The sequence below is a fragment of the Shewanella sp. SM32 genome, assembly GCF_025654235.1.
Classification (GTDB): domain Bacteria; phylum Pseudomonadota; class Gammaproteobacteria; order Enterobacterales; family Shewanellaceae; genus Shewanella; species Shewanella oncorhynchi.
Genome location: NZ_JAKKRO010000017.1, coordinates 66,397 through 89,005 on the forward strand (window position 1 = coordinate 66,397; position 22,609 = coordinate 89,005).

Genomic DNA, 22,609 nt, shown 5'->3' on the forward strand with positions numbered 1-22,609 from the left:
TACAGACTTGATAGCAAGATTACTTAGCCTTTGGCCTGAATGGTTTGATAACCGACTCATTGCACTCTAAATACGGGCCTTCCATCAAATCGATACAGTAAGGGATAGCGGGGAACACGGCATCTAAACATTCGCGAATCGATTTTGGTTTGCCGGGCAAATTCACAATCAATGAATCGCCACGTAACCCTGCGGTTTGACGAGACAAAATGGCGGTAGGCACAAATTTTAATGACTCGGCGCGCATCAACTCACCGAAGCCTGGCATCATGCGATCGCAGACGGCTTCTGTCGCTTCTGGGGTGACATCGCGTTTCGCTGGGCCAGTGCCGCCCGTAGTGACAATCAAACAGCAATCCTGCTCGTCGGCCATCTTGATCAACGTCGCTTCAATCACATCCTGCTCATCGGGGATCACTTGATAAATCGGCTCCCACTCGCTGGTGAGATAGTCGTTGAGCGTGTCGATAATCGCCTTGCCTGAGATATCTTCATAAATTCCCGCGCTGGCGCGATCGCTGACCGTCACAATACCGATTTTTGCTTTGCTCATAGGAAATCCCTAATGATGTTGAAATGAAACATGCCGAAGTGAAAATTGTCGACATCAAGCATGGAAGAAGCCGCTACAGCTTCGACCTTAAGCCGCAGCTAAAATAGCACAAATGCCTAGCCAATGGAGCGACTAAAACGTGATGAGGTTCGCGCAACACCGTTTAAACACTCGGAATTTAAAAATTGTTCATTGATGACAAACGTCTTCCCCAAAGCAAAGCAGCATTGGGCCGATAAAAACATGCCATAAAGGGAGATTGGCTCAGGCACTCTCACTGCAAGTTGAGCCATTCAAAAGATAAAAACGATCAAAGGGCTAAATCCGCCGTGCATTCCAATACTTAGACGCCCAATAACTGTTATGCAGGCTCGAAATCTTCACCCCTTGGCTAGTGGAAACATGTAGAAAATTATCGCCTCCTACATAAATGCCGACATGGTGTGTGCTCCAGCCCGTCTTGAAAAATACCAAGTCACCCTTGCGCAGTTGATTTCTCGGCACGGGTTTACCTAAGGCTTGTTGCTCTTCGACTGTGCGCGGTAAGGTCATACCCAACATCTTCTGATAGGCGACAGACACAAAGGCCGAGCAATCTATGCCCCGCTTAGTGCCACCGCCTAAACGATAGGGCACACCGCGCCACTCAGAATGCAGTTCGGAGATATTGCTATCATTCCAAACCGTGGCGGGTTCAACTTGCTTTACCACAGGCTTAGGTTCTGGCGCGCTAGCACAAGCGCCAAGGCCTAAGGCTAAGATAACTATCAGTAATCGTTTCATAGCTTCAAACTCATTGCAGGCAGATTTCACAGTAACGTAATTTTGAGTTTTTATCAGGTAAATTCAGGGCGGCTGGGGATCAAAACGCCCCAACACCCGCGCACTCTAGCAGACTAATATAACCTAAAGCTTAAAACTATAACGCCGTCCACAATAAACGCACACCCACCAGCACCATTAAAATCAAGATGATGCGTTTAAATAACCTATCGTCAATTTTATCTTGAATGAACAAACCTAACTTTACCCCTAACCATGCCAGCGGCACCAATAACAGAGAAACGATAATATTCTCTTGGTTGATCTGCCCAAGCAAACTGTAAGGAACAAGTTTAACCAGATTCACCACCGCAAAAAACACCACGGCAGTGGCTAAAAACTCTGCCTTGGCTAAGCGCAACGGCAACAAATAAGCGTTGAGGGGCGGCCCGCCCGCATGGGCAACAAAGCTCGTAAATCCGGCGGTTAAGCCACACAATCGCCCAACCAGAGGTGAAGGTGATGCTTGAGTTTTATCCCCAAGGATCAAACCATACAAACCAAAACCTAAGGACACACAGCCTAGAATCACCCGTAAGTAATCTTCGTTTAATCGATCGAACAACAGATAAGCGATAAAAATCCCCACAACCGCCGCGGGCAATAGTATCCATAAATGACGCGGATTATGTTGCCCCCACCATGATCGTACACTTAAAAAATCCATATAAATCAGCAGTGGTAACATGACTGCCGCCGCTGTAGCAGGGCTAATGGCCAGCGCCAATAGCGGGACAGTTAATCCGCCCACGCCACCCGCAAAACCTGATTTAGAAATCCCAGTAATCAATACTGCGGGTATCGCCACCAACCAAAAAAGAGGGTCCGTTAACACAACACATCCTGAATAACGCTTTATGGCTATCAAGTTACCTGTTGTTGGTGTGATAAAAAAGAGGCTGCACTTAGCTAACATCAAAAGTGCAATCACATAGATAAGTCAGTGAGCCTTAAATGAATAACAACCTCGCCCATAAAATACGGGATAAAAAGTAAAAAATCCGCAGCCATATGGCTGCGGATTTTTTGTGTTAGCTTTTGGCTAAGCCGGACTAAGTGTTTGTGCTTACGCCGATTCGGCCGTCATATTCACTAAGCGAGGCGTACTCTTAGTCGCTCTCTTAGCTGACGCTGGAATTTTGGGCTCTGGCATACGAATGGTTAATGACATGACTAACGCCACCACCAGTAGCACTAAAATCACGTTAAAGGTTGCAATAAACCCACCAAATAACGAGGCGACAATCGAACCGATAATACTGCCGATACCGAAACCTAAGTAGATAACGCCATAGTTTTTAGTCAGGTTATTCAGGCCGAAGAAGTCGCTCACCAATGATGGATAAACAGTGATAGTACCGCCAAAACTAAAGGCAACGCAGGCAACCGCAACGAAGAACAGGTTAGCATTCAAAGGAATGAACAACAGTAACACCATACCGACTAAAGTGATGATCTGCGCCAGTGAAATAACCCGAATGCGGGGGATTTTGTCCGACAGTATACCCAGCACTAAACGACCACTGAGGTTCGCCATAGCAATAACAGCAACGGCATTGGCGGCGACCAGTACAGGCAAGTCGACCATCTTCTCGCCGATATCTTTCGCTACACCAATCACATACAAACCACTCATACAGGCCGACAGGAACATCAGCGCCAGCATCCAGTATTGCGGCTTACTCATGGCTTCTGCGAGGGTGAAGTCGCGACTTTCGGCTTGCTGACTTGCGGCTGATTGTGCAGGCGCATCTTTCATCAACATGCCGCCACATAACACCAGCGCCATGGCGATCAGGCCCCACAGTTGGAAGGTGGTTTCAAGGCCAGTGTTTTCGAGTAACAGCACGTTAATGTATTTAAATCCGAGGCTACCTAGACCATAAGCGCCAATCGCTAACGCCGAAATCAGCCCTTTGCGTTCGGGGAACCACTTCACGCAGTTAGACAAGGTCATCAAGTAGCCAGTGCCATCGGCAAAGCCCACTAAAATCCCTGCGCACAGGTAAAGCATCATCAAGTTGCTGGCTTGGGCAGTGAGTAAGAATCCAACGCCGAGTAACAGGCCTGCGCCTAAGGTGACATTACGTACGCCAAAACGTTCCTGTAATTTGCCCGCCATGGAAGATGCCACGGCCAAAGACAAACTCAGCAAACCAAACACAAATGCCACTTGGCTGACGGGTTCGTCGAGCTTAACGGCCAACTGCGCATTGAACAGGCTCCAAGTGTAAACTGAGCCGAGTGCAAACTGGGTGATAATAGTACCAACTAAGGTCAGGTACCGAGTACGGTTCATCTCTTTAGTCATGATGCATCTCGCTTTAGGGGATCAGGAATTGAGTCCACTATAAGAGAGATGCGATTCGCGCCGATCAATTAAGGCATGAAATACAGATCTGCAGGAATGAATGACAATTACAGCCTCATCAGCTGTCGAAAAGCCTTAATATTACTACGGCTAACGGGCACCTCGAACGACAAATCATGCAACCTAATCAGGTAAGTACTATTGAACCAAGGCACGATTTCGCGGATCTTGTTGATATTGACGCAATAGGAACGGTGACAGCGGAAAAAGCCCTCGGCGGGCAAGCGGCTGACAAACTCACTGATGGTCATCTGCATCACATAACGGTCGGTGCGGGTGTACACATAGGTGAGTTTTTCATCGGCCTCGGCATAATAAATTTGCTCGCAGGGCGTGACGATAATCCGCTCACCTTTGACTAAATTCACGGTTCGACTAGTGTTGCTCGCGGCCTCATGTTGTGGCTTTGGTGCTTGTCGTCCCACCTGTTCAATCTTCTGCAATAAGCTGATGATCCGCGGTTCATTGTAGGGCTTGAGAATATAGTCGAAGGCTTCGAGCTCAAATGCTTCTACTGCAAATTCTTTATAGGCAGTCACAAACACCACATGGGGAGGATGGGTCGATTTATGTAGATTCTTCGCCAACAAAAGGCCATCGATGGACGGTATTTGGATATCCAAAAACACCACATCGACCTCGTGATCCTGCAAATATTTAAAGGCCTCTAAGCCATCCTCGAAGCTAGCCACTATGTCTATCTCACTGTGGCTCTTCACTAAATACTCTAGCTCCTCACGGGCGAGATATTCATCTTCAACTATGATGGCTTTTAACATACTTGCGCCTCATTTTCCGGTAAGTAAAAACTAACTTCCGTCCCCGGCTCGAGCCGTTTAAGCTGCAAACCTTCGCCGTACAATAATTTCACTCTCTGGTGCACATTCATCAGCCCAATACTGCTGCTTTCTACACGGCCAGCAGCTACGCCATCAATCACCTCTTGGCGGATCCCATAGCCAGTATCGCGCACGGCGACGCGAATACCTGCATCGAGTTTTTTCACTTCTATCGTCACTCTACCCGGTGCACTGCGCGGCTGAATGCCGTGCAAAATCGCGTTTTCCACCAGCGGCTGTAACAAGAGGCAAGGTACACAAAAATGCACATCGTCGACATCGAAGATCACTTCAAGCTTGTCGCCAAAGCGCGCCTGCTCAATCGCCACATAATCACGGACTTGTTTCACTTCTTCTTGAATATCAATCAGCTCATCGCCTTTAGCCAAGTTATAGCGCAGATAATCGGCCAGATTAGCAATCAACTGCCGCGCCTGCTGTGGCCGAATACGGATCAAAGAAGAAATCGCATTGAGGGCATTAAATAAAAAATGTGGATTAATCTTGCTCTGCAACGCCGTAAACTCCGCCTTGCGGGTCATCTCTTGCAGTTGCTCGATACGCGACACTTCCATCTGGGTCGAAATCAGCTGCGACAAACCCACAGCCATCTCCCGCAACGAGCTAGTGATACGATAGGTATTGCGATAGTAAATCTTCAGCGTGCCACTCACAGTGCCGTTTTCGCGCAGCGGGATTATGATGACCGAATGAAAGTCCGATAAATGATATTGGCGTAAGTCGTTGTTAATAATGTTTTGATCTTGCTCTATCGCCCTTTGAGTCATTTCGCTAATCGCTTGATGACCATCAACCTCGTAGTAATCTTTACCAACGCCCATATAGGCTAATACATCGCGAGTATCGGTAATCGCCACGGCATCGGCATGGATTTCATTACGGATCACAGCGCACACTTGCTCTAAGGCATGGCGGTCAATCTTGCGGAAAAAGGGTAAGGTTTTATTAGCAATATCCAGCGCGAGCTTGGCCTGCTTAGCGGCAATCAACTCTTTCTCATCGTCGAGGTCCTGCACTAGCTTGATAATCAGTCCGATACACACAGTGCCCGCAATCATGGGATAGGCAATATGACTCACAATCTCAACGCCCACCTCGTGTGGCTCTGTCAGCAACCAAATCAACAACATGGTCAGCGTTTCGCACAACATGCCCGCCGCAATGCCATAAATCCACAACTTAGATTTGGGACATTTGTAATAAATCCACGTCGCCATAAGGCCGGCAATAATGCTAGCGATTAAACACGGGATAGAAGTATCACCATCCATATCAATAAGATATCTATGCAGCCCCGACAGCACGCCCGCAGGAATACCAACCCAAGGGCCAAATAGAATCCCGCCAGAAATAATCGCGATAATACGCACGTTAACCAACGCGCCTTCAACCTCAATGCCGGTATAAGTACTAAATACCGCAAATAAGCAAAATATCGCCGCCACAGAAACCAACTCTGCGGGGGTATGATTACGCTTTTGGAATAAACGCTGAAACGGTCGAGTGCGAGTTAAAAAGAACAAGGTCATCAGCATCAAGGCCGCCCGTTCAAATACCGCCAGTAACATCATTTGATTTTCGAGCACGCTTTCTCCTTGATCTATTACGCTGAATCACAGCCCAACGTTATATTTACCAATGATATATTTATGAGTGTTAAGCCTGTACGCTGAATGGATTAGGGTGAAGACAGGCTTTGCCGCCAACACAAGCTCCCATAAAAGATAGACTCGATTTTGCAGATCCAACGTAAGACATGGATGATAAAAATCACCGAGCCCCAAACTTGTCAAACACTCGTATTTAGGCTCGGGTAAAACATCAAACGCTAATGCCCACATAAATACAGGCTTGCTAAAGTAAAGGACAGATAAAAGTCCCATTCACGCGGGCTCAGTCACACATTCGTACTCGAATTAGGCTATCGAAGGACAATTTGAAGAACCTAAGACACGTTAAGTTAACCACTAAAAAGTGCAGTTGCCCTCTATCAGGTCACTGCCACAATTTGCAAAATCGACTGGAATACCCGAAGCTAAAACCTTCGGCTCGAATGCAATATGAGATCACCCCCATGCGAGATTCTAGGTTCACACTTAGCTGCGCTGAACCGAGCCAAACTGAACTGAGCATGCCCTAGTAATGGAATAAGGAGCGAACATGAGTGAACTACAAGCACAGTTTTATGGTGGCCCTAAGGAATGTCCTATTGAAAATGGCCGCATTCAAGCTCAACGGATAGCCCCTAAAATCAGTGATGTCGGCGGCATACCTGTCGCACGGGCTATTCCACAAAAAGAGCGCCGCCTTATCGGCCCTTGGTGCTTTCTCGACCATATTGGCCCAATCACCGACGGCCCGCAGTTAAACGTCGGCCAACATCCACACATTGGGTTGCAAACCTTTACTTGGATGCTCGAAGGCGAAATCATGCACAGGGACAGCATCGGCAGTGCTCAAGTGATCCGCCCAAGACAAGTTAACCTGATGACAGCCGGACACGGCATAGCCCACACCGAAGAGTCGATAGAGGGCCATCACACTATGCACGCAGCCCAACTATGGATAGCCTTACCACTAGAGCACAAAGATACCACTCCGAGATTCGATCACTACCCAGAGCTACCGACTTGGCACGAGTCAGGCATTGAATTCACCCTACTGATTGGCAGTTGGCATCATAAACAGGCGCCCACATTACACTTCTCACCTATCGTTGCCATAGATCTGTTTGCCGCCCATGACGCTGAACTCACTCTAAATCTCGACCCTAGTTTCGAATATGCCCTCATGCCACTGGAAGGCCGCTTCCAAATCGAGGATGACAGTTTTGATAATAACCACCTCGCCTACCTTGGCATGCTACGCGAAACCATCACCATAAAACTCGAAGCGGGTTGTCGCATACTGCTGATTGGTGGCGCGCCACTGGCTGATCCTATCAGCATTTGGTGGAACTTTGTCGGCCATAGCAAAGATGAAATTGTCAAAGCACAGGCAGATTGGGAAGCCGAAGATCCCCGCTTCGCCGCCGTTACTGACTATAGTGGCAAACGCTTAGTGCCCCCGCCAATACCTTGGTGATGCTTAACTCAATCATGGGCAGGTCAATAACTCAGGGTTAGTGGTTGGATAAGCGCTTTGGCAACATACGTAATAGCCTGTGCCAGGGTTAAGGCTTACAACATAAGTGTATGCGGTAAGCCTTATCATTTACCCAAAGTGTGATGTGAACAAGCTCGATTTGCCTAAGCTAAGTGCAAGCTAAGCCACTCACAAGGTTACAAATTTTACGACATTTTTACGCGCTATCTTAAAATGCCTTTGCTAAAGTACAGGCACTTTCTTTATATGCGTTTTTCTATTCATGACTTCATCCATAGCGGCTCCCATGACACAATACTGGCGTTCGCACCCGACTTTATTTACCTTCATAGTGCTAGTAACGGCCATTTTCTGCAGCGCCTTTATCGATCACTTTTCAAACTCGACTATCGCCGTACTGCTGATTTTACAATTGGCCGTAGTGGCCGTAGCCCTACAATGCAACGCCAACTTGGCCTATTTTGCAGCAGTATTTGAGGCGACCAGCTTTAATTTTCTATTTACCACACCACGTTATTCACTACAGATGTTTAATCTTGAGGACATTCTCAATCTCAGTGTGTTTCTGCTTGTCGCCCTCACCACCAGCAAATTAGCCGAACACTATCGCCGTCAGCAAGATGCTCTCGAACAAGCTCAGTTACGCAACAGTATTTTGCTGTCGGTTTCCCACGATTTACGCACCCCACTCGCCACTATCATAGGCACGCTCACCACCTTAAAAGAATACATGCCTAAGCTCAGCCCAGACCAAAAGGATGAGTTGATTGATAGCGCAGCAGCCGAAAGCCATCGCCTGCACCAATATATCGAAAACCTATTACAGGCCACTAAGTTACAACACGGCGCACTCAAGTTTAGCTTGAGTGAAGACGCCATAATGAATGTATTGCACCAAGCTATTGCCCGTTTTCCAGCCACGCAGCCGCGCATTATCATCAAGAGTGAGGCCGATCTACCGTCACTGATGATATGCAGCTCATTGATTGAGCAAGCTATTTTTAATGTATTGGATAATGCGCTGCGCTATTCGCCTTCTGATAAGCAAGTCATAGTAAAGGCGTATCAGCAGGGCGATGCGTTACTGTTAGATATCCAAGATGAGGGTCTTGGCATAGAACCCGCTCAGGCGCAGGCAATTTTTGAGCTCTTTTATCGCCAGCATCCCTCAACCGATAGCGGCTCGGGCCTTGGGCTTGCTGTTGCTAAGGGCATAATTACCGCCCATGGTGGCCAGATCAGCGCCGAACCTGTCGCTCATGGCAGCCTTATTCGTATCGCATTGCCGATAAAAAAGGGAGAGGAATAAATGGCTTATAAGGTGCTGGTCGTCGATGACGAAGCGCAAATCCACACTTTTATGCGGATATCGTTAGAAGCGGAAGGATTCGAATATCATGGCGCCGCCTCGATTGCGTCAGCCCTAGCGCAATATCATGCGCAGCAGCCACACGTGTTAGTGCTCGATCTTGGCCTACCCGATGGTGATGGCATCAGCTTGCTGCAAACCCTACGTCAGAGTGACAAAGTGCCTGTGCTTATCTTAACCGCCCGCGATCAAGAGGAAGAAAAAATTCGTCTTTTGGAAGCTGGCGCCAATGACTATCTCAGCAAGCCATTTGGGATTAGGGAGTTAATCGCTCGCATCAAGGTTTTAGTCCGCGACTTAGTCGATGAACCGCCATTAAATGATTTACTGCAGTTTGGCGCACTTAAGTTGCAAAAAAGTACCCACCAGCTTTGGCTCGATCAACAAGAAATCGCCTTAACCAAAAAGGAGTTTGCCCTGATGGAGACCTTAATGTCTCACCCTGGTCAGCTCGTTAAACAAACTGAATTACTGCGGGATATTTGGGGTAAAACCCATCAAGAAGACAGTCATTATCTGCGGATTTTAGTCAGTCAGTTACGTAAAAAACTCAATGACAGCAGCGAGCAACAGCTCATTAAGACAGAAGCGGGCCTAGGTTATCGCTTAACAAACAATAGATAAGCATCTGTTATAAATTAGAAAAGGATATTTTAATGGCACATTTTACCGTTATTGGCTTAGGGCGATTTGGTGTCGCCGCTAGCCTAGAATTGATCCACTTAGGCCACACGGTCACTGGCGTGGATAGTGACCCTAAAATGGTGGAGAAATACGTAGAAGACTTAACCGAAGCGGTTATTTGTGATTGTTCCGACGAAGCCGCACTACGTGAGCTAGACCTCGCAAACAGTGAAGCCGTACTGGTCGCAATTGGCGAAGATATGCAATCGAGTTTGCTGTGCACCTTGGCGCTCAAGAATCTAGGCGTAGAAGTCATTTGGGTCAAGGCCAGCACTAAAGCCCATCACACTATCGTCTCTAAACTCGGCGTCGCCCGCATCATACATCCAGAGGAAGAAATGGGCATACGTGTCGCCCAGTCACTCAACTATCCTATGGTGAACAATTTCCTGCCAATTGGTGATGGTCTCTATGTGGTCGAAATCCATATCAAGCCTCACCTTGATCAAACTACTGTCAGCCAACTACTCGGCGCTGCACAGGATGATGTTAAAGATGATGCAAAAAGCAATGTGATACGCAATCCTAAAGGCAAAGTCGCCGCCATTATGGTTAAGCGGGATCTGACGGTTTTCAGCAAAATTGATAGTCAATTTATCCTGCAAACGAATGACGCCTTACTGCTCTGCGGTAGCCGTACTGAGCTCAAATACCTAGCGCCAAGGTTGGTGTAACTTGGTTCAATGGCATCCCTCCATCATGGCGATTGAGCATAAACCCAAATCGAGTAAAAAGCTGTTAGGCGCACCGCCCTTTATCCTAAGCGTGAGCTTTGCATTGTTGATCATCTTAGGCACTTGCTTACTCAAACTGCCCATAGCAACCGAATCGTCTATTACGTGGCTACAAAGTCTGTTCACGGCCACCTCGGCGGTAACAGTGACAGGGCTGGTTGTTGTCGATACTGGCACTGTCTTTACGCCCTTTGGGCAAATCGTCATAGCGCTGTTAATTCAATGCGGTGGACTTGGGCTGATGACCTTCGCCATTGTCACCTTGATCGCCATTGGCGGTAGAATTGGTTTTTTACACCAAACAGTCGCAAAAGAGGCTTTTAATCAAACAGATACATCGACTCTAGTGTCAACGGCAAAATCAGTGTTAGTGTTTTCCTTACTGGTTGAAGCCGTAGGCATGGCCATTCTTTCCGTGTACTGGAGTCAGGAACTTGGTTGGCAAACCAGCTTATTCCACGGTTTTTTCTACACCATCAGCGCCTTTAACAACGCAGGTTTTGCCCTCAGTGCCGACAGCCTAATGCCCTATGTTGCCGATCCTGTCATTAATCTCACCATCACGGGCCTGCTCATCATAGGTGGCCTTGGATTCTCGGTGTGGATAGATCTGCGTAGGAACAAGCGTTGGTCAAAACTCAGCGTTTACAGCCGCATGATGATCACAGGCACTATGATTATCAACGCCGTCGCCGTGATTGCGATTTACTTTATTGAGTACAACAACCCCAATACCTTGGCGCCCTTAAGCGAACTCGGTAAATGGTTAGCATCATGGTTTCAAGCCGTGACACCTCGCACCGCAGGCTTTAATACACTAGCAATTGACCAACTCGAAGATGGTACAACGCTACTAATGCTGGTATTGATGTTTATTGGCGGCGGCTCATTAAGTACCGCCAGCGGTATTAAAGTCGTCACCTTTATGGTGCTCATCTTGGCAACTTATGGCTATTTACGCCGCGATGAAGCTATTTATGTATTTAAGCGCGAGATCTCCAAAGACACTGTCAGCAAAGCCTTGGCACTAACCATGATCTCCATTGGTGTCACTTGGCTAGCCATCTTCGCACTGGTATTAAGTGAAAACGCACCGTTAATTGATATCGTCTTTGAGGCAGTATCAGCACTGGGCACAGTCGGTTTGTCCCGAGGTTTAACAGGCAACTTAACCACCCTAGGCCAAGCCATCATCATTTTTATAATGTTCATGGGTCGCCTCGGCCCACTCGTACTCGCCTACTTCCTCGCCAGCCCAAGGACCAAGAAACTGCGCTATGCAGAAACCAAACTGGCGATTGGGTAAGATTGATTGGTGGGTGATACACTAAAGTTCTTCACGGTCAGCGGTCTTGATGTACAACCACAGCTCTAGATGCAGATGATTGGAAATCACGGCAAAGGTCGCGACAAAAACCGCTTCAAGTTCAAATAATAATGACTCTACCCAAGCACGACGGTGGTCATAGTTTTTACCCGAATAGGTACCATCACTACATAAAAAGGCACACCGAACCACACGGTCACAGCAAAGGTAATAGGGACTTATGTTAAAGCGAGAGTTCAAGACTTATCTGAGTTTGGCGAGGGCGCGGCGCACAAATTTCCTTGTTTAATGCTTAACCAAAGCAAAGTCGGAGGTTAACTACCGCACAATTAAGAATGGGCGTCTAGTTTTGTTAGTATTAATAAATTCCTGGTGCAACGTCTGGTGGGGGAGTTTGTTCTGAACCATAAGATAGTTCATCCAAGTAGAAACGTTTATAGTCTTGCAAAACAGCAACTGAAATTCTTGTTGAATGTGCAGCTACAGCATTTACATCCATATCTGCTGCAATTAGAACCTCTACGTAACTATCGAGACTCTCTTTAGCACTAGTAAGATCTTCCTTTGGGCTAACCAGTCCAAGAAGGTTAACCTTATATCTCTCATTTTCTTCAATATCTCTGTTTGGATATATATTGACATAGATGCCAAGGAAAACAGTTGTTAGAGCTTTTTCCTTTTTGCGTGCTTTTTTAGCGCCTAAATTTTTCTTTGAAGCATCGACCAACTCATTAAATTTTGTGGGCAAGGCAGGCTTAGTGTAGTGCGCTCCAAGCCAATCAACAAAACTGCTCTTATTGTACTCGCCAAAAACAATGTTGTCGTTGAGACTAACATTTAAAAGTAGCTCTTTTGATATAAACACCTTTTCAAGAATATTCACTCTAAAGCTTTGTTCTATATGAAGGTGTTCTCCATTTTTGTCTGAAAAACGAATATAGAATGAATCAAGCTCACGAGGGTGTTTGTTGAATTCTTTGCTGCCATCCCTTTTATCAATATGATAAGCAATTATCAATTGTGCAGTGTTTACATTATCGTTGGCAAGATTACAGGACTGTGTAGCTACGATAAGAACGAAGTCCTTAGAAAGTAGATGGTCAAGGTCAACATCAATTAAAGTTGCGTGTTCCAGCAATGTTCGACAATGCTCTTTATCGATGATCGAACCTTGTAACCATCCCCTTGCTTCTAACTGCTTTCCAATAGATAAACTCATTTATGCAAATGGATCCTCTAACTCAAGATAACTACCTTGTTCTAGGTACAATGAGGCACCATGGAACAATACCAGATCTTTATCTAAATCTTCCTGGGCCAATATCTCAAGTAACGAATTCCCACTTTGACTCTGAGCGAGTAAAATATCTCTATCAACGGAATAGCCTCTGTCGCCCCATAAGTTAGCAAGGTTATCTAGAGTAAGAATTCTCTTGGCCTTGGTCTTATTTGGTCGATTTAAGTTATTCATCCAATTGTGAACTGATTTTCTGCCAGACCTCAAAACATCGGATAATTGCTCGTTTGTTAGTGCAAATGTATCTTTGACAAAATTTAGTTTAGAGCCAAAATCAATGATTGTTGCTCCACAAGGAGTACTAGCAGCTTGAGTATGGAATTTAGTTTCAGCAATACCTTTGACTAACACGCCACCAGTTGAATTAGTTGATACGTACTCCCAAACATAATCCAAATCACCAGATAAACTAATTGACTGAACAGTTTGGAACACTTCAGGAAGAGAAGTGATCCCGCCAGATTCAGAAATAAAAGTCCTAGATACTCGTTCAGTCAATATACTGCGATTTATAACTTGAGCGTCAAACGCCGCATAACCATTATCAATTTGTGCTACGCCCATATATTCTCCCTAGCATACTGAGATGTTATATTCCAAAATGCTTGACGTGATGTATCATGGAGCATATTCAAAGATGAAACTATTTCATTAACATTAAAATCTTTTGGATTTTCTTCATCTTGCCAGAAGTGATCAAAGTCCAAAAGTACTCGCAAGCTTGGATCAGCATCGGGTCGAACTTCAATTTGCTTAAGTTGCATCAAATCTTCAAAAGCAGTCAAATTTGTCACACCAGTAACGCTACGAACAGCTAATAAAGAATCGTTAATTTTTAGTACGGTCTCTGTTTTATTTGATAACTTTAAGCCAAGTGATGAAAGTTCAGATGAAAAAAACAATGAATCAGAGTTAAAAAGCTGTTGAAGTTCTTTGTCACTATTGGCGCTAGGAGATTTAATACAGTCAGAAAAACGCAATCCAAGCCTAGAACAAAGAGTTGGATTGATTGTTTCGGTAATAATAGACAGTAAATTCTCACATCGAGCTGAAAATCCTTCAAATCGATCATAGTTTTTGGTTACAAAAACTAGCCGATTTGGTGTTAACTGAAATGTGCTCTGTTTGTCTTTCGTAGTGAAAACATACTTATTAGTATTCTCTATAGTAATACCGGAAGATGCTACGTTTATAGACTGCTCAGCCTCTCTTTCAAAGCGAGGGTAGTCATGACGCACTTTGTCTTGAATTTTAGCAAGGTAACCATCTAAGTTTAGTACAGATGAAAATCTAACCTCCATTAGTACGCAGACTAGAGGACCATTGTTTAACTTATTAAATTCGCTCATAAAATCCCAACCCTACCAATACTACAGTAAGCATTTCATAGGAGTAGCTTAATTGTAGGTACACTTTACCCTAAGCGGCACAAAATTACACACGTTTTTACACATTAAACCCATAAAAATCATAACTATTTCTCAAATATCAATTATTTGAATAACTAACTGATATTTAATTAGTAATTAAACTCTGGCAAAGAGCAATCGCAGAGTTTTAGATCACTTGTGCAGCGACAATAGAGTTGGCCCGTAAGAGGAAAATGAGACAATAAAGTTTGCCCGTAAAAATATACGGGCTCAACTATTTGTTAACAGTCTTCTAAGGTTACTTCTGAGTTGATTAGAAACGCTATGATTTGATACCTCCCAATTAGTTGCTAAGTAATTCATAACTTCAATAACATTGGAAGGATACTGAATTTTCCCATCGACCTTAGCGAATGGGCCATCAGTCTCTAATAACACTCTTTCTTTTGGTAACCATGATATAACTTTCTTTGCTCTATTCGAGTGAATCATGGCTGGTCCAACAGAGAAAAAACACACCAGCTCAACCGCTTATCTACGTAAGCGTCCACCGAAGCACACCTTCATCACTTGGCCGTCAGCCGGCATCATTGTTTATCTAACTTGATTGGAGAACAATATGTTTGGCAATAGCACCCGGCTCGATGTCACGTTGATCTGCGGCACCACCGATATGCTTAAATCTATCGATGGCTTGAGTAACATTGTTGCTTACAGCCTGCACCAAGAGCCCAGCAATGAGCACCTGTTTGTCTTCTGTAACCGCCAACGTAATAAGTTGAAGATTTTGCAGTGGGCCAGTAATGGCTTCTGGTTACATTACAAACGACTCGAGCAAAATACCTTTAAGTGGCCAGGTATCCTTAGACGGGATTTATGTAAGTCTTGCTTAAGGTCCAGTGTATGAGTGAGTAATGAATTAATCGAATTTGCTCAGAATAGAATTAACTATCGACCTAAAAAGTGTTTGAAGTTTAAGCAGCCTGCGGTGGTGTTTCACCAATTAGCTGCTTAATTGTCGAGTGTCGCACTTCGGAGTTGAATTCGGGCTTGAACCCTGACATAAAGTGCATTATGTTGTTGTTTTATAAAGGATGGCCGGATTTCTGGTTTAATCGTGATTATCTTGCAAGAGAATACAAAAAACTGAGTCTGACCTCATGGATCCATTGCACTATACATAAGGCTAATAAGTGTAGTAGCATGAAAGTAGCAGCTTCTTGATAACCCAGTCGCGAGATGTTTCGTCCGCTGCGTTAAAGGTTTCATAATAGTATCTTTTTGCTACTACGTAGCGGATAGAGCGTGCAACAAAAGGTAGAGCTCATTGGGCTCTACCTTTTACCTAACATCTCTTTTGGTATATATCATTTATGGAAAACCTTCAGAATGGGTGGAGACATGTGGAGAATACCAATCAATATTTATATGTTGATTTTGACCGCAGTTGCAGCCTCTACAGAATTACAAAGAAGACTGCTGGAAAAAAAAGAGACTTGTTTATTGCAGATGAAACTACCAAGAAATGGCTAGTACCAATACGAATTGAGCTTGAGCTTTTGTATTTAGAAAGAATAAAGGCCAATGTTTCATATGGCTTCAGGAAAAAGTACAACTGCGCTTTGAATGCTACTCAGCATGTGGGATGTGATTACACCTTAAGCTATGACTTTAAAGACTTTTTCTCTTCAATCAAACCTTTTCATGTTCGCAATTACATAAGCCAAAGAGACATCTCTTTTTTATTTGTAGACAACCATCTACCTCAAGGTTTAACCACTAGTCCTGTAGTTTCAAATATTGCCATGATTGACTTTGACGAAACCATTGTAAAACTCCTGAAAAGCCTTAATAGTAAAATAATTTACACTAGATATGTTGATGACATTAATATTAGTTTTGATGACGTAAGCTTTAAACCACTTATAGACCTGACTGTATCAGCGGTGACAAAAAAATTTGAACTAGCCATAAATGAACACAAAACACGATTTCATCGTAGAAGTAGGGGAAATATTGTCATCAACGGTATATCAACTACTGAATATGGCGTTGCAGCAACTAGAAAAACAAAGCGAAGAATTAGGGCTGCCATGCATCAAGGCAAATATAAAAGTGCGATTAGCCTTACAAACTGGGCAAAATGCTTGCTTCCTAAGGAACAACTTTAATGCCACAAATTGATAAGTCCCCACATTTCTACCGAGATGAAGTCAATTTTGATAGTGAAAACATTAGAGAAGCATTTAAAGGAAAAAGCTTTCTAACACAAAAAAATTTATTGAAATTATTAAGAATGGCCGGTTTTAAGCGTACTGCAGAAGGCAAGCTAGAGTACACGCAACTATCTATCACTCTAGCTCTCTCTTTTAATAAAAATTTTATAACAGCCTCTCTGTCACCGACTAATGGCGGTTACTCTCGCAAGCACATTTTCAGTTATTGTGAGGCTGAAGGCATCTCTCTTCATCACGAATTACTGTGCAGCTGTTTAAACTTCACAGTTAGTAACAACCCTTCACTTGATAGCCTAGCTAAAAAACTTCGCAAAGAGTGCGGACACCCATGATTATACGGTGAAACACAGCAATTACAGCGGCACTTCCAAGCCAACACGGTAAAAAAAAGGAATGTGCTATCAACAATCAGGATGGGCAAAGAACTGCTGCGGCGACGGCATGACTACCCCATATCAGCAGATGATTTACTTTGTGCTGCGAAGAAACTAGCCCAACTCTCATTAACTCATGGTTGTTGGGGCTATGAATTATGAGGGGATCCTACAGCGCCAAGCCCCCAAGCAATTTTCACATCTGACACTTTGAATCCTTTCAAACCCCCTAGTAAAAACTATATTACCTCCTCCCCGACTCAAATTGGGACATATTTTGTGAAATTAATTATTTTTGAGTCGATAATTATTCATACATTGAATAAAAAGTGGTTTTTCATTCTTCTGGATTTCAATAACTAAATTAGCCGGACAGGTTCTCCACTCACTACAACGTTGGCAGTCAGATGAAGCTTCTACATAAATATCCTTTCTTAATGCTGACCTAGAGATTACCCCAAAATTGACTTCAACTTTTTGGGCTTGCAAACGCAGATACTCTTGAAATGGCTCATAATTAGACTTCATCAATGCAATAAGTAGAATCTCAAGGTAATAGTCAGCTTGCCTTTTTGCTCCTTGATTTAAGGTTTCAGCGCTTAATGATGGCAAAGCTTTAAGTACATCAATAGGAAAATCATGCATATTTGATGTTAACCAAGACTTAAACGAAACTTGCATACATGGTGAAACGAAAACCTCATCATTGCTTTCAACTGCATAGTCTGATAGCCGATACCCAAAATATTTATAGCCCTTACCTAAAGTTACACCATCTGGAACTTCTCCCTTCAATGCTTGTTGAAACCTAGTATCCGTCAAAGCTGTATCACCATAACCCATTGTATATAAGTATGAATCATGAATAGAACAACAAGAATCAACTTGCCACCTCGCTTTAAAATAACCAAAGCCAATGTTTTTAATACTATTTTCAATACAAATGTTACAAAAAGATACAGTCTTAAATGAATTACTATAACTCTTACCGTATGACGCTCCATAGCAAGATTTCCTTACCCCATGAACAAAATCAAATAAGGCAAAAGAATAGGAAGTCGGATCTCTGAATGGTCGAGTCTCTCTATTTACGTAACCAGAGCGATTCAATAAATCAAGAAGTAATTTGTCGCCATATTTGAAGAAGTGATGACTAATACTTGATAAGTAATTTATCATTTGCCACTGCCCAGCCTTATTGAAAAAATGTCTTGTAGGCAGTCCTCTTAATAAGCAAATACGATAAATAAAGCTATGAAAAGACTCATCCGATTGCGGCATAAATGGATCGTTCATCATATGTTGTCTTTACTAAAAACAAGTAAAGACAACAGGCAAAAAAAACAGCCTTCCCATAACTCGATATTCATCTCGTACTCCTAAATCTCTTTAATAGTCTCAAAACATGTTTTCTTCAGCATCTTTGGTCATTTCTCTATGAATTTGACTTTCAATATAATCAATATGAGTTAGCACCGGCTAAACCTGTTGTGGATCGGTTATGGCTTGTGACAAAGTCAGCTGAACTAACGAACATACCACCACTGCCACAAGCAGGGTCGAATACTTTACCGCTATATGACTCGATAATTTCGGTAATTAATCGAACCAATGCTGATTATGAAAGACTCCCGACCGCCTTGACCTTCAGTTTTGACAAGTTCATTGAGAAACTCACATTATATTCACCCAAATACATCTGAGCCCATACCTGTTTGGAGCTCTCTGTGCCGTCATTGCGCAGGGCGGGATTAAACTTTGTTAAATCACTTAACCAAAGAAAATCTCGCTCCTAAAATCACCATTCCATGCAGCCTTTCTTATCTTGGTTGGTTTACTGGCTTTTAGCGGATGCTGCTCTAAAAGGTTCAGCACAATACGCCGAAATAGCGCCATCTTCTTCGCGTTTTCACGGTCGCCAATCCTTGAACTGTCTTCCCTAAAGATGAGTAGAGTAGACCGCAGGAACCTCCCCTGCAGCCCCTCGCAGAACGGTACGTGAGCCTCTCGACTCATACCGCTCCCATTAAACCATCGCTCCTCTCATTCCTATTCGCCAATGAGCAAATAGGTGGCGGTGAGTGTCGGCTATTTTCTCCATAAATTTACCGGCTCTCGTTTTACGTCGTTGTAGCTTTTTGTATTTGTGCCTTGCCCACCAAATCAACGCTTTGTTTATCTGACGGAAGACACGATAAAGCTCTGAACGACAGAAGCTGCCATAGTAGTTAATCCATCCATTTATCATGGGGTTTATCCACTTAGCTATTTGTTCAAGACTTAAGTCTACTCGCTTTCGAATAGCTAACATCCTAATTTTCTTTATCATCCCCTTTTGTGCATCTTTACTTACAGCAGGTGTAAAACTGATAAAGGTACCTTGTGCTTGCTGCAACTCAAGCAGCATTAGCTTGAGTTGTGCGGGGTCGTCAGGTAATTCATGTGGTAAGGTTTTCATGCCTGCAGTCTATCAGAAATGGCAAGCCGAATAAGGGGTTAACGACTAATCTGTGTCACGTTTGCTGTCAACGATCCTTCACTGTAAAAAGATCGCATTGATTTAACGAAAAGACTGATAGTGTAGTGACTCATGTCCAATAACATCAAAGCCTGATAACAACCATGAAAGCTGCTGCTCAGTTAAGCAGTAAGCTTGATGGTCAACTTTACTGGGCCATTTAAATCGTTGCTTTTCTAGCCGTTTATACCAAAGAGCAAACCCCGTTTTATCCCAATACAACAATTTGAGCTTATTTTTGGCTTTATTACAAAACACAAATAGTGCGCCAGTATAGGCATCATGTGCTAATTCAGCTTCAACAATGGTCACGAGGCCATCGATGGATTTACGAAAATCCACAGCATCACGATGCAAATAAATGGCAGGTGGTTCGATAAACATTTTCATGAGGCGAGTTCTCGCAATAATTGTGCGAGAAAACTCGGCGAGGTTGAGTGAGGTAAATGCAACTTGGCATTAGCAAACTCCAACGCGATAGTTGTTTGTGGTTGCATGAGTTCGAGTTGGGTCACTTTATGCTCGGTGACTTTGCGTTGTGAAATGTTGGCACACACGAACGCGCTCTCAGTCGATGCAAAGCGCTTTTTGTAAGCATAAAAGCTAGATGTCGATAATTTGTGTTTACGGCAATAAGTGCTGATATTTAAGCCACTTTGTTGCTGCGCAAGAATGAGCTCTTGCCACTGTAGCTGATCACGAAAGGTTTTCATTATGTGTCTCCAAATAAAACTTGGGAACAACATAAATCAGTCGCTGGGTGAAAGGTATGTGCCTTTGCCTAGACGCTTACATCACAACCTGAAGCGATAGCGGCTAAAACGAGAAAAATAATATCAACTAAATCATGGTTTAGGTTGATGTGGGAGCGAGGGTCTTCGATGAGTTGCAAGTGTTCAAATAAGGACATGGATTAGGCTCAGTAGAATAACATGCCCGATCAGATCATGCCGATACGAAGAAGTTCCCTACTGTTAACAAAGTATGATCCCGCCCTGCGTCATTGCGGGGGTACTAAACAGTTGATTAGTTATTGAATAGATTCACAACGACTATCTACAATCTTATTTGCATTACCTTGAAGCTTTTCAATACGTTTAGAACGTTTACACTCCCATCGAGAAACTGGATCTTGTTTGTCCCAAACCTGCATTAATTGACTTTGTTGTTTACTCATTTTGTATTTAGGATAAGTCTGTTCCATATACATGTATGTTCGAGCGATAACGCCACGAGCGGCTAAAGGAGGTTGTACCTTGCGATCCTCAATTCGCATGTCGCAACTTCCAAAATCAGACTTCGCAGATGGCAGCATAGTAAAGTTGTAGTTACTACGTAACGCATTGACAGCACCAATTGCAGGGAAAAGATTGTGCATATCGGCCTGCATGTATCGATACTCTTTATTCATCTTCTCAGCACATTCTCTTCCCTTAAATGACTTTCCTTTGCTATTAACACACTCGTTATGTCCATTACTCCATTCACTAAAAGCACGGCCAAAGTTCTCGGCAGGAACCACATGTTCCCATTCGACCTTTTTAGCTCTTTTAAAATGAGTAGTAGTAACAAAGCCTTCTGGAGCTTCGATATTCTTTTTAGCGTCAAATTTAGCACCACAGTAGACAGTCACTCGATGATCTTGATACACCTGCCGCTCGAGCATCTTTTTTGCATTATTGAATGAATCGTTAGATATATTGCCTCCAGAAACAGCTACAAAGCTAAAAACTAGAAGCGTAAAAGGAAGTGCTATTTTGGTAATAGTCATAAAGGTTTATCTGATAAAATAGTAGCGAGATAATGCCAGATCTAACTATCTATTCCAAACAGTGAAATACTTTAACTTGCTTCTGGACATAACCTTGTTAGATTTTTTACTCTAACCCATTGGTTTGGGATTAATATTTCTATGGATTAATGCCGCCCACAGCAGCCTAGCGCAGCGAGGTCCAGCGCGCAAAGATGCTTGGCTTTGTTATGTGTGTGATAGAAGGTAAGAACCATATTCATCTTGAACAACGCCTTGGTTTACAAAATTGAGCGAACTTATACCCAACTCTTTAGTCGCATTCTCGATATTTTCAGAATGTACCACTTTGACCGGCTCATAGTACTCACCTGTTGGAGAGTCAAAGGTATAGATATCTAGGTAATCTTCTGAACCTTGGTCATAAACTTCCCAAAGACTACCGCTAATACCTTTCTCCGTCTTTGCAAAGGAAGCCCAACGAATGCACCTTTCATCATTGAGAGTAAACCCTCCGATGAATATCTCAACTAATTTTCCGCGATGCAGCGCGGAATTCGCTTCTTCAATAGTGAGGTATCTACGAGTCATAATTTATCCAAAATTGAATTACCACCGTTACTTTGGTCACTTTGAAGCATTACTAAAATTTGTTCAACTAGCGGATTACTTGCAAAGTGCTGATGTGGCACAAAAATCATTTTGGGGCAAAAGTGATTTAGGTCACTAGCTCTAATTCATGAGTTTTGGATAATATTTTCTATGGGGTTGAGCCCGCAACACAGAACCAATTGGAGCAAAGTGAAAAATTGTTCCGAGTATTTGAGCTTGTTATACATGATCTGCACGGCCCAAAGCGGATGTTTGGCAATTATCTATGGTTGATATTATGCCTCCCCTAATTTTTCTTCGGTTTTGTGGTTTGGTAGATTCGGGTTTAGCACTTCAAACCCAATAGATTCAAGGCTCTCAACAATATCATCATGCTTATACTCCCCCTGTGTCAGGATTGTTGTCACCCCTAAATAATCATTATGTTTAAAGACAGGGTGCGGCAAAAGAGAACGATATGGCTCGGTATTCACCAGAACGTAAAGAGGCGATCCTTAAAAAATTATTACCTCCTCACAACTTAACGGTCGCAGAGGTCGCTCGGGAAGAAGGCATCGCGGTGCAAACCTTGTATCATTGGCGAGATATTGCCAGAAAAGAAGGTCGCCCCGTGCCAGGTAAAACAT

Annotated in this window: 26 protein-coding genes and 5 pseudogenes; 11 read left to right on the forward strand and 20 right to left on the reverse strand. The window is 43.6% G+C overall.

Features of this window, described 5'->3' with window-relative positions; genetic code table 11:
- Positions 1-19: 19 nt before the first annotated feature.
- The 6 genes from mog to L5M10_RS09345 all read right to left on the reverse strand — a co-directional run bounded on the left by mog (position 20) and on the right by L5M10_RS09345 (position 6,192).
- Positions 20-553 (reverse strand): molybdopterin adenylyltransferase, encoded by a 534-nt coding sequence (gene mog, locus L5M10_RS09320; protein WP_106648670.1) that lies wholly within the window; start codon positions 551-553, stop codon positions 20-22.
- 318 nt (positions 554-871) lie between these two features.
- A complete protein-coding gene (locus L5M10_RS09325) occupies positions 872-1,336 on the reverse strand; it encodes an NlpC/P60 family protein (RefSeq protein ID WP_105250911.1) in 465 nt (154 codons plus the stop codon).
- A gap of 136 nt (positions 1,337-1,472) precedes the next feature.
- Positions 1,473-2,210, reverse strand: coding sequence for a sulfite exporter TauE/SafE family protein (locus tag L5M10_RS09330; protein ID WP_263238484.1), 738 nt, complete (start codon positions 2,208-2,210; stop codon positions 1,473-1,475).
- 231 nt (positions 2,211-2,441) lie between these two features.
- Positions 2,442-3,686, reverse strand: a complete 1,245-nt coding sequence (locus L5M10_RS09335; RefSeq protein ID WP_263238483.1) for an MFS transporter — start codon at positions 3,684-3,686, stop codon at positions 2,442-2,444.
- 107 nt (positions 3,687-3,793) lie between these two features.
- Positions 3,794-4,525: a LytR/AlgR family response regulator transcription factor gene (locus L5M10_RS09340; RefSeq protein ID WP_105250908.1), complete on the reverse strand. Its 732-nt coding sequence runs from the start codon at positions 4,523-4,525 to the stop codon at positions 3,794-3,796.
- Positions 4,519-6,192: a sensor histidine kinase gene (locus tag L5M10_RS09345; protein ID WP_287478759.1), complete on the reverse strand. Its 1,674-nt coding sequence runs from the start codon at positions 6,190-6,192 to the stop codon at positions 4,519-4,521. The genes L5M10_RS09340 and L5M10_RS09345 overlap by 7 nt, the downstream gene beginning before the upstream one ends.
- 574 nt (positions 6,193-6,766) lie before the next feature.
- Here L5M10_RS09345 and L5M10_RS09350 point away from each other — a divergent pair.
- The 5 genes from L5M10_RS09350 to L5M10_RS09370 all read left to right on the forward strand — a co-directional run bounded on the left by L5M10_RS09350 (position 6,767) and on the right by L5M10_RS09370 (position 11,804).
- Positions 6,767-7,690 (forward strand): pirin family protein, encoded by a 924-nt coding sequence (locus L5M10_RS09350; RefSeq protein WP_263238482.1) that lies wholly within the window; start codon positions 6,767-6,769, stop codon positions 7,688-7,690.
- Between the two features lie 283 nt (positions 7,691-7,973).
- Positions 7,974-9,020 carry a PAS domain-containing sensor histidine kinase gene (locus L5M10_RS09355; RefSeq protein WP_263255191.1) on the forward strand — a complete coding sequence of 349 codons (1,047 nt, stop codon included), beginning with the start codon at positions 7,974-7,976 and terminating at the stop codon, positions 9,018-9,020.
- The gene (locus L5M10_RS09360) at positions 9,021-9,704 is read left to right on the forward strand and encodes a response regulator transcription factor (RefSeq protein WP_263180213.1); all 684 of its coding nucleotides are present in this window, start codon (positions 9,021-9,023) and stop codon (positions 9,702-9,704) included.
- A 32-nt stretch (positions 9,705-9,736) separates the two neighbouring features.
- A complete protein-coding gene (locus tag L5M10_RS09365) occupies positions 9,737-10,438 on the forward strand; it encodes a potassium channel family protein (RefSeq protein ID WP_105250904.1) in 702 nt (233 codons plus the stop codon).
- A gap of 1 nt (position 10,439) precedes the next feature.
- Entirely contained in the window at positions 10,440-11,804 is a 1,365-nt protein-coding gene (locus tag L5M10_RS09370) for a TrkH family potassium uptake protein (RefSeq protein ID WP_263255192.1), read from the forward strand.
- 33 nt (positions 11,805-11,837) lie between these two features.
- Here L5M10_RS09370 and L5M10_RS09375 read toward each other — a convergent pair.
- The 5 genes and pseudogenes from L5M10_RS09375 to L5M10_RS09395 form a co-directional block, all read right to left on the reverse strand.
- Positions 11,838-12,102, reverse strand: a pseudogene (locus L5M10_RS09375) (transposase); the annotation flags it as partial.
- A gap of 81 nt (positions 12,103-12,183) precedes the next feature.
- Positions 12,184-13,044 (reverse strand): hypothetical protein, encoded by an 861-nt coding sequence (locus L5M10_RS09380; protein WP_263255193.1) that lies wholly within the window; start codon positions 13,042-13,044, stop codon positions 12,184-12,186.
- Positions 13,045-13,686 carry a hypothetical protein gene (locus tag L5M10_RS09385; protein ID WP_263255194.1) on the reverse strand — a complete coding sequence of 214 codons (642 nt, stop codon included), beginning with the start codon at positions 13,684-13,686 and terminating at the stop codon, positions 13,045-13,047. It abuts the gene before it with no gap.
- The gene (locus L5M10_RS09390; protein ID WP_263255195.1) at positions 13,677-14,471 is read right to left on the reverse strand and encodes a TIGR04255 family protein; all 795 of its coding nucleotides are present in this window, start codon (positions 14,469-14,471) and stop codon (positions 13,677-13,679) included. The genes L5M10_RS09385 and L5M10_RS09390 overlap by 10 nt, the downstream gene beginning before the upstream one ends.
- A gap of 291 nt (positions 14,472-14,762) precedes the next feature.
- Entirely contained in the window at positions 14,763-15,011 is a 249-nt protein-coding gene (locus L5M10_RS09395; protein WP_263255196.1) for a TatD family hydrolase, read from the reverse strand.
- Positions 15,012-15,111: 100 nt separating this feature from the next.
- Here L5M10_RS09395 and tnpB (L5M10_RS09400) point away from each other — a divergent pair, with 100 nt between their 5' ends.
- From tnpB (L5M10_RS09400) to L5M10_RS09420, 5 genes and pseudogenes are all read left to right on the forward strand, one after another.
- On the forward strand, positions 15,112-15,399 hold the full coding sequence (gene tnpB, locus L5M10_RS09400; protein WP_411569341.1) for an IS66 family insertion sequence element accessory protein TnpB: 288 nt from the start codon (positions 15,112-15,114) through the stop codon (positions 15,397-15,399).
- Positions 15,400-15,507 (forward strand): annotated as a pseudogene (locus L5M10_RS09405) (IS30 family transposase); the annotation flags it as partial.
- A 388-nt stretch (positions 15,508-15,895) separates the two neighbouring features.
- Positions 15,896-16,663, forward strand: a complete 768-nt coding sequence (locus L5M10_RS09410) for a reverse transcriptase family protein (RefSeq protein WP_263255197.1) — start codon at positions 15,896-15,898, stop codon at positions 16,661-16,663.
- Positions 16,663-17,061: a hypothetical protein gene (locus L5M10_RS09415; protein WP_263255198.1), complete on the forward strand. Its 399-nt coding sequence runs from the start codon at positions 16,663-16,665 to the stop codon at positions 17,059-17,061. The genes L5M10_RS09410 and L5M10_RS09415 overlap by 1 nt, the downstream gene beginning before the upstream one ends.
- Positions 17,062-17,265, forward strand: a pseudogene (locus L5M10_RS09420) (IS4 family transposase); the annotation flags it as partial.
- 123 nt (positions 17,266-17,388) lie between these two features.
- On the opposite strand, the gene L5M10_RS09425 reads toward L5M10_RS09420, so the two are convergent.
- From L5M10_RS09425 to L5M10_RS09465, 9 genes and pseudogenes are all read right to left on the reverse strand, one after another.
- Positions 17,389-18,402 (reverse strand): hypothetical protein, encoded by a 1,014-nt coding sequence (locus L5M10_RS09425; protein ID WP_263255199.1) that lies wholly within the window; start codon positions 18,400-18,402, stop codon positions 17,389-17,391.
- A gap of 160 nt (positions 18,403-18,562) precedes the next feature.
- Positions 18,563-18,715, reverse strand: coding sequence for an SAM-dependent methyltransferase (locus L5M10_RS09430; RefSeq protein WP_263255201.1), 153 nt, complete (start codon positions 18,713-18,715; stop codon positions 18,563-18,565).
- 158 nt (positions 18,716-18,873) lie between these two features.
- Positions 18,874-19,047, reverse strand: a pseudogene (locus tag L5M10_RS09435) (ISAs1 family transposase); the annotation flags it as partial.
- Between the two features lie 82 nt (positions 19,048-19,129).
- Positions 19,130-19,561, reverse strand: a complete 432-nt coding sequence (locus tag L5M10_RS09440; RefSeq protein WP_263255202.1) for a group II intron maturase-specific domain-containing protein — start codon at positions 19,559-19,561, stop codon at positions 19,130-19,132.
- 102 nt (positions 19,562-19,663) lie between these two features.
- Positions 19,664-20,011, reverse strand: coding sequence for an IS66 family insertion sequence element accessory protein TnpB (tnpB, locus tag L5M10_RS09445; protein WP_263255203.1), 348 nt, complete (start codon positions 20,009-20,011; stop codon positions 19,664-19,666).
- Positions 20,008-20,334: an IS66 family insertion sequence element accessory protein TnpA gene (gene tnpA / locus L5M10_RS09450; protein WP_263255204.1), complete on the reverse strand. Its 327-nt coding sequence runs from the start codon at positions 20,332-20,334 to the stop codon at positions 20,008-20,010. Before tnpA ends, tnpB (L5M10_RS09445) begins: the two co-directional genes overlap by 4 nt.
- Before the next feature lie 80 nt (positions 20,335-20,414).
- Positions 20,415-20,531: pseudogene (locus L5M10_RS09455) on the reverse strand (transposase family protein); the annotation flags it as partial.
- Positions 20,532-20,651: 120 nt separating this feature from the next.
- On the reverse strand, positions 20,652-21,392 hold the full coding sequence (locus tag L5M10_RS09460; protein ID WP_263255205.1) for an endonuclease I family protein: 741 nt from the start codon (positions 21,390-21,392) through the stop codon (positions 20,652-20,654).
- A 207-nt stretch (positions 21,393-21,599) separates the two neighbouring features.
- Entirely contained in the window at positions 21,600-21,962 is a 363-nt protein-coding gene (locus tag L5M10_RS09465) for a hypothetical protein (protein ID WP_263172440.1), read from the reverse strand.
- A gap of 478 nt (positions 21,963-22,440) precedes the next feature.
- Here L5M10_RS09465 and L5M10_RS09470 point away from each other — a divergent pair.
- Positions 22,441-22,609: transposase (locus L5M10_RS09470; protein ID WP_263238769.1), on the forward strand; the 169-nt coding region annotated here is incomplete at its 3' end.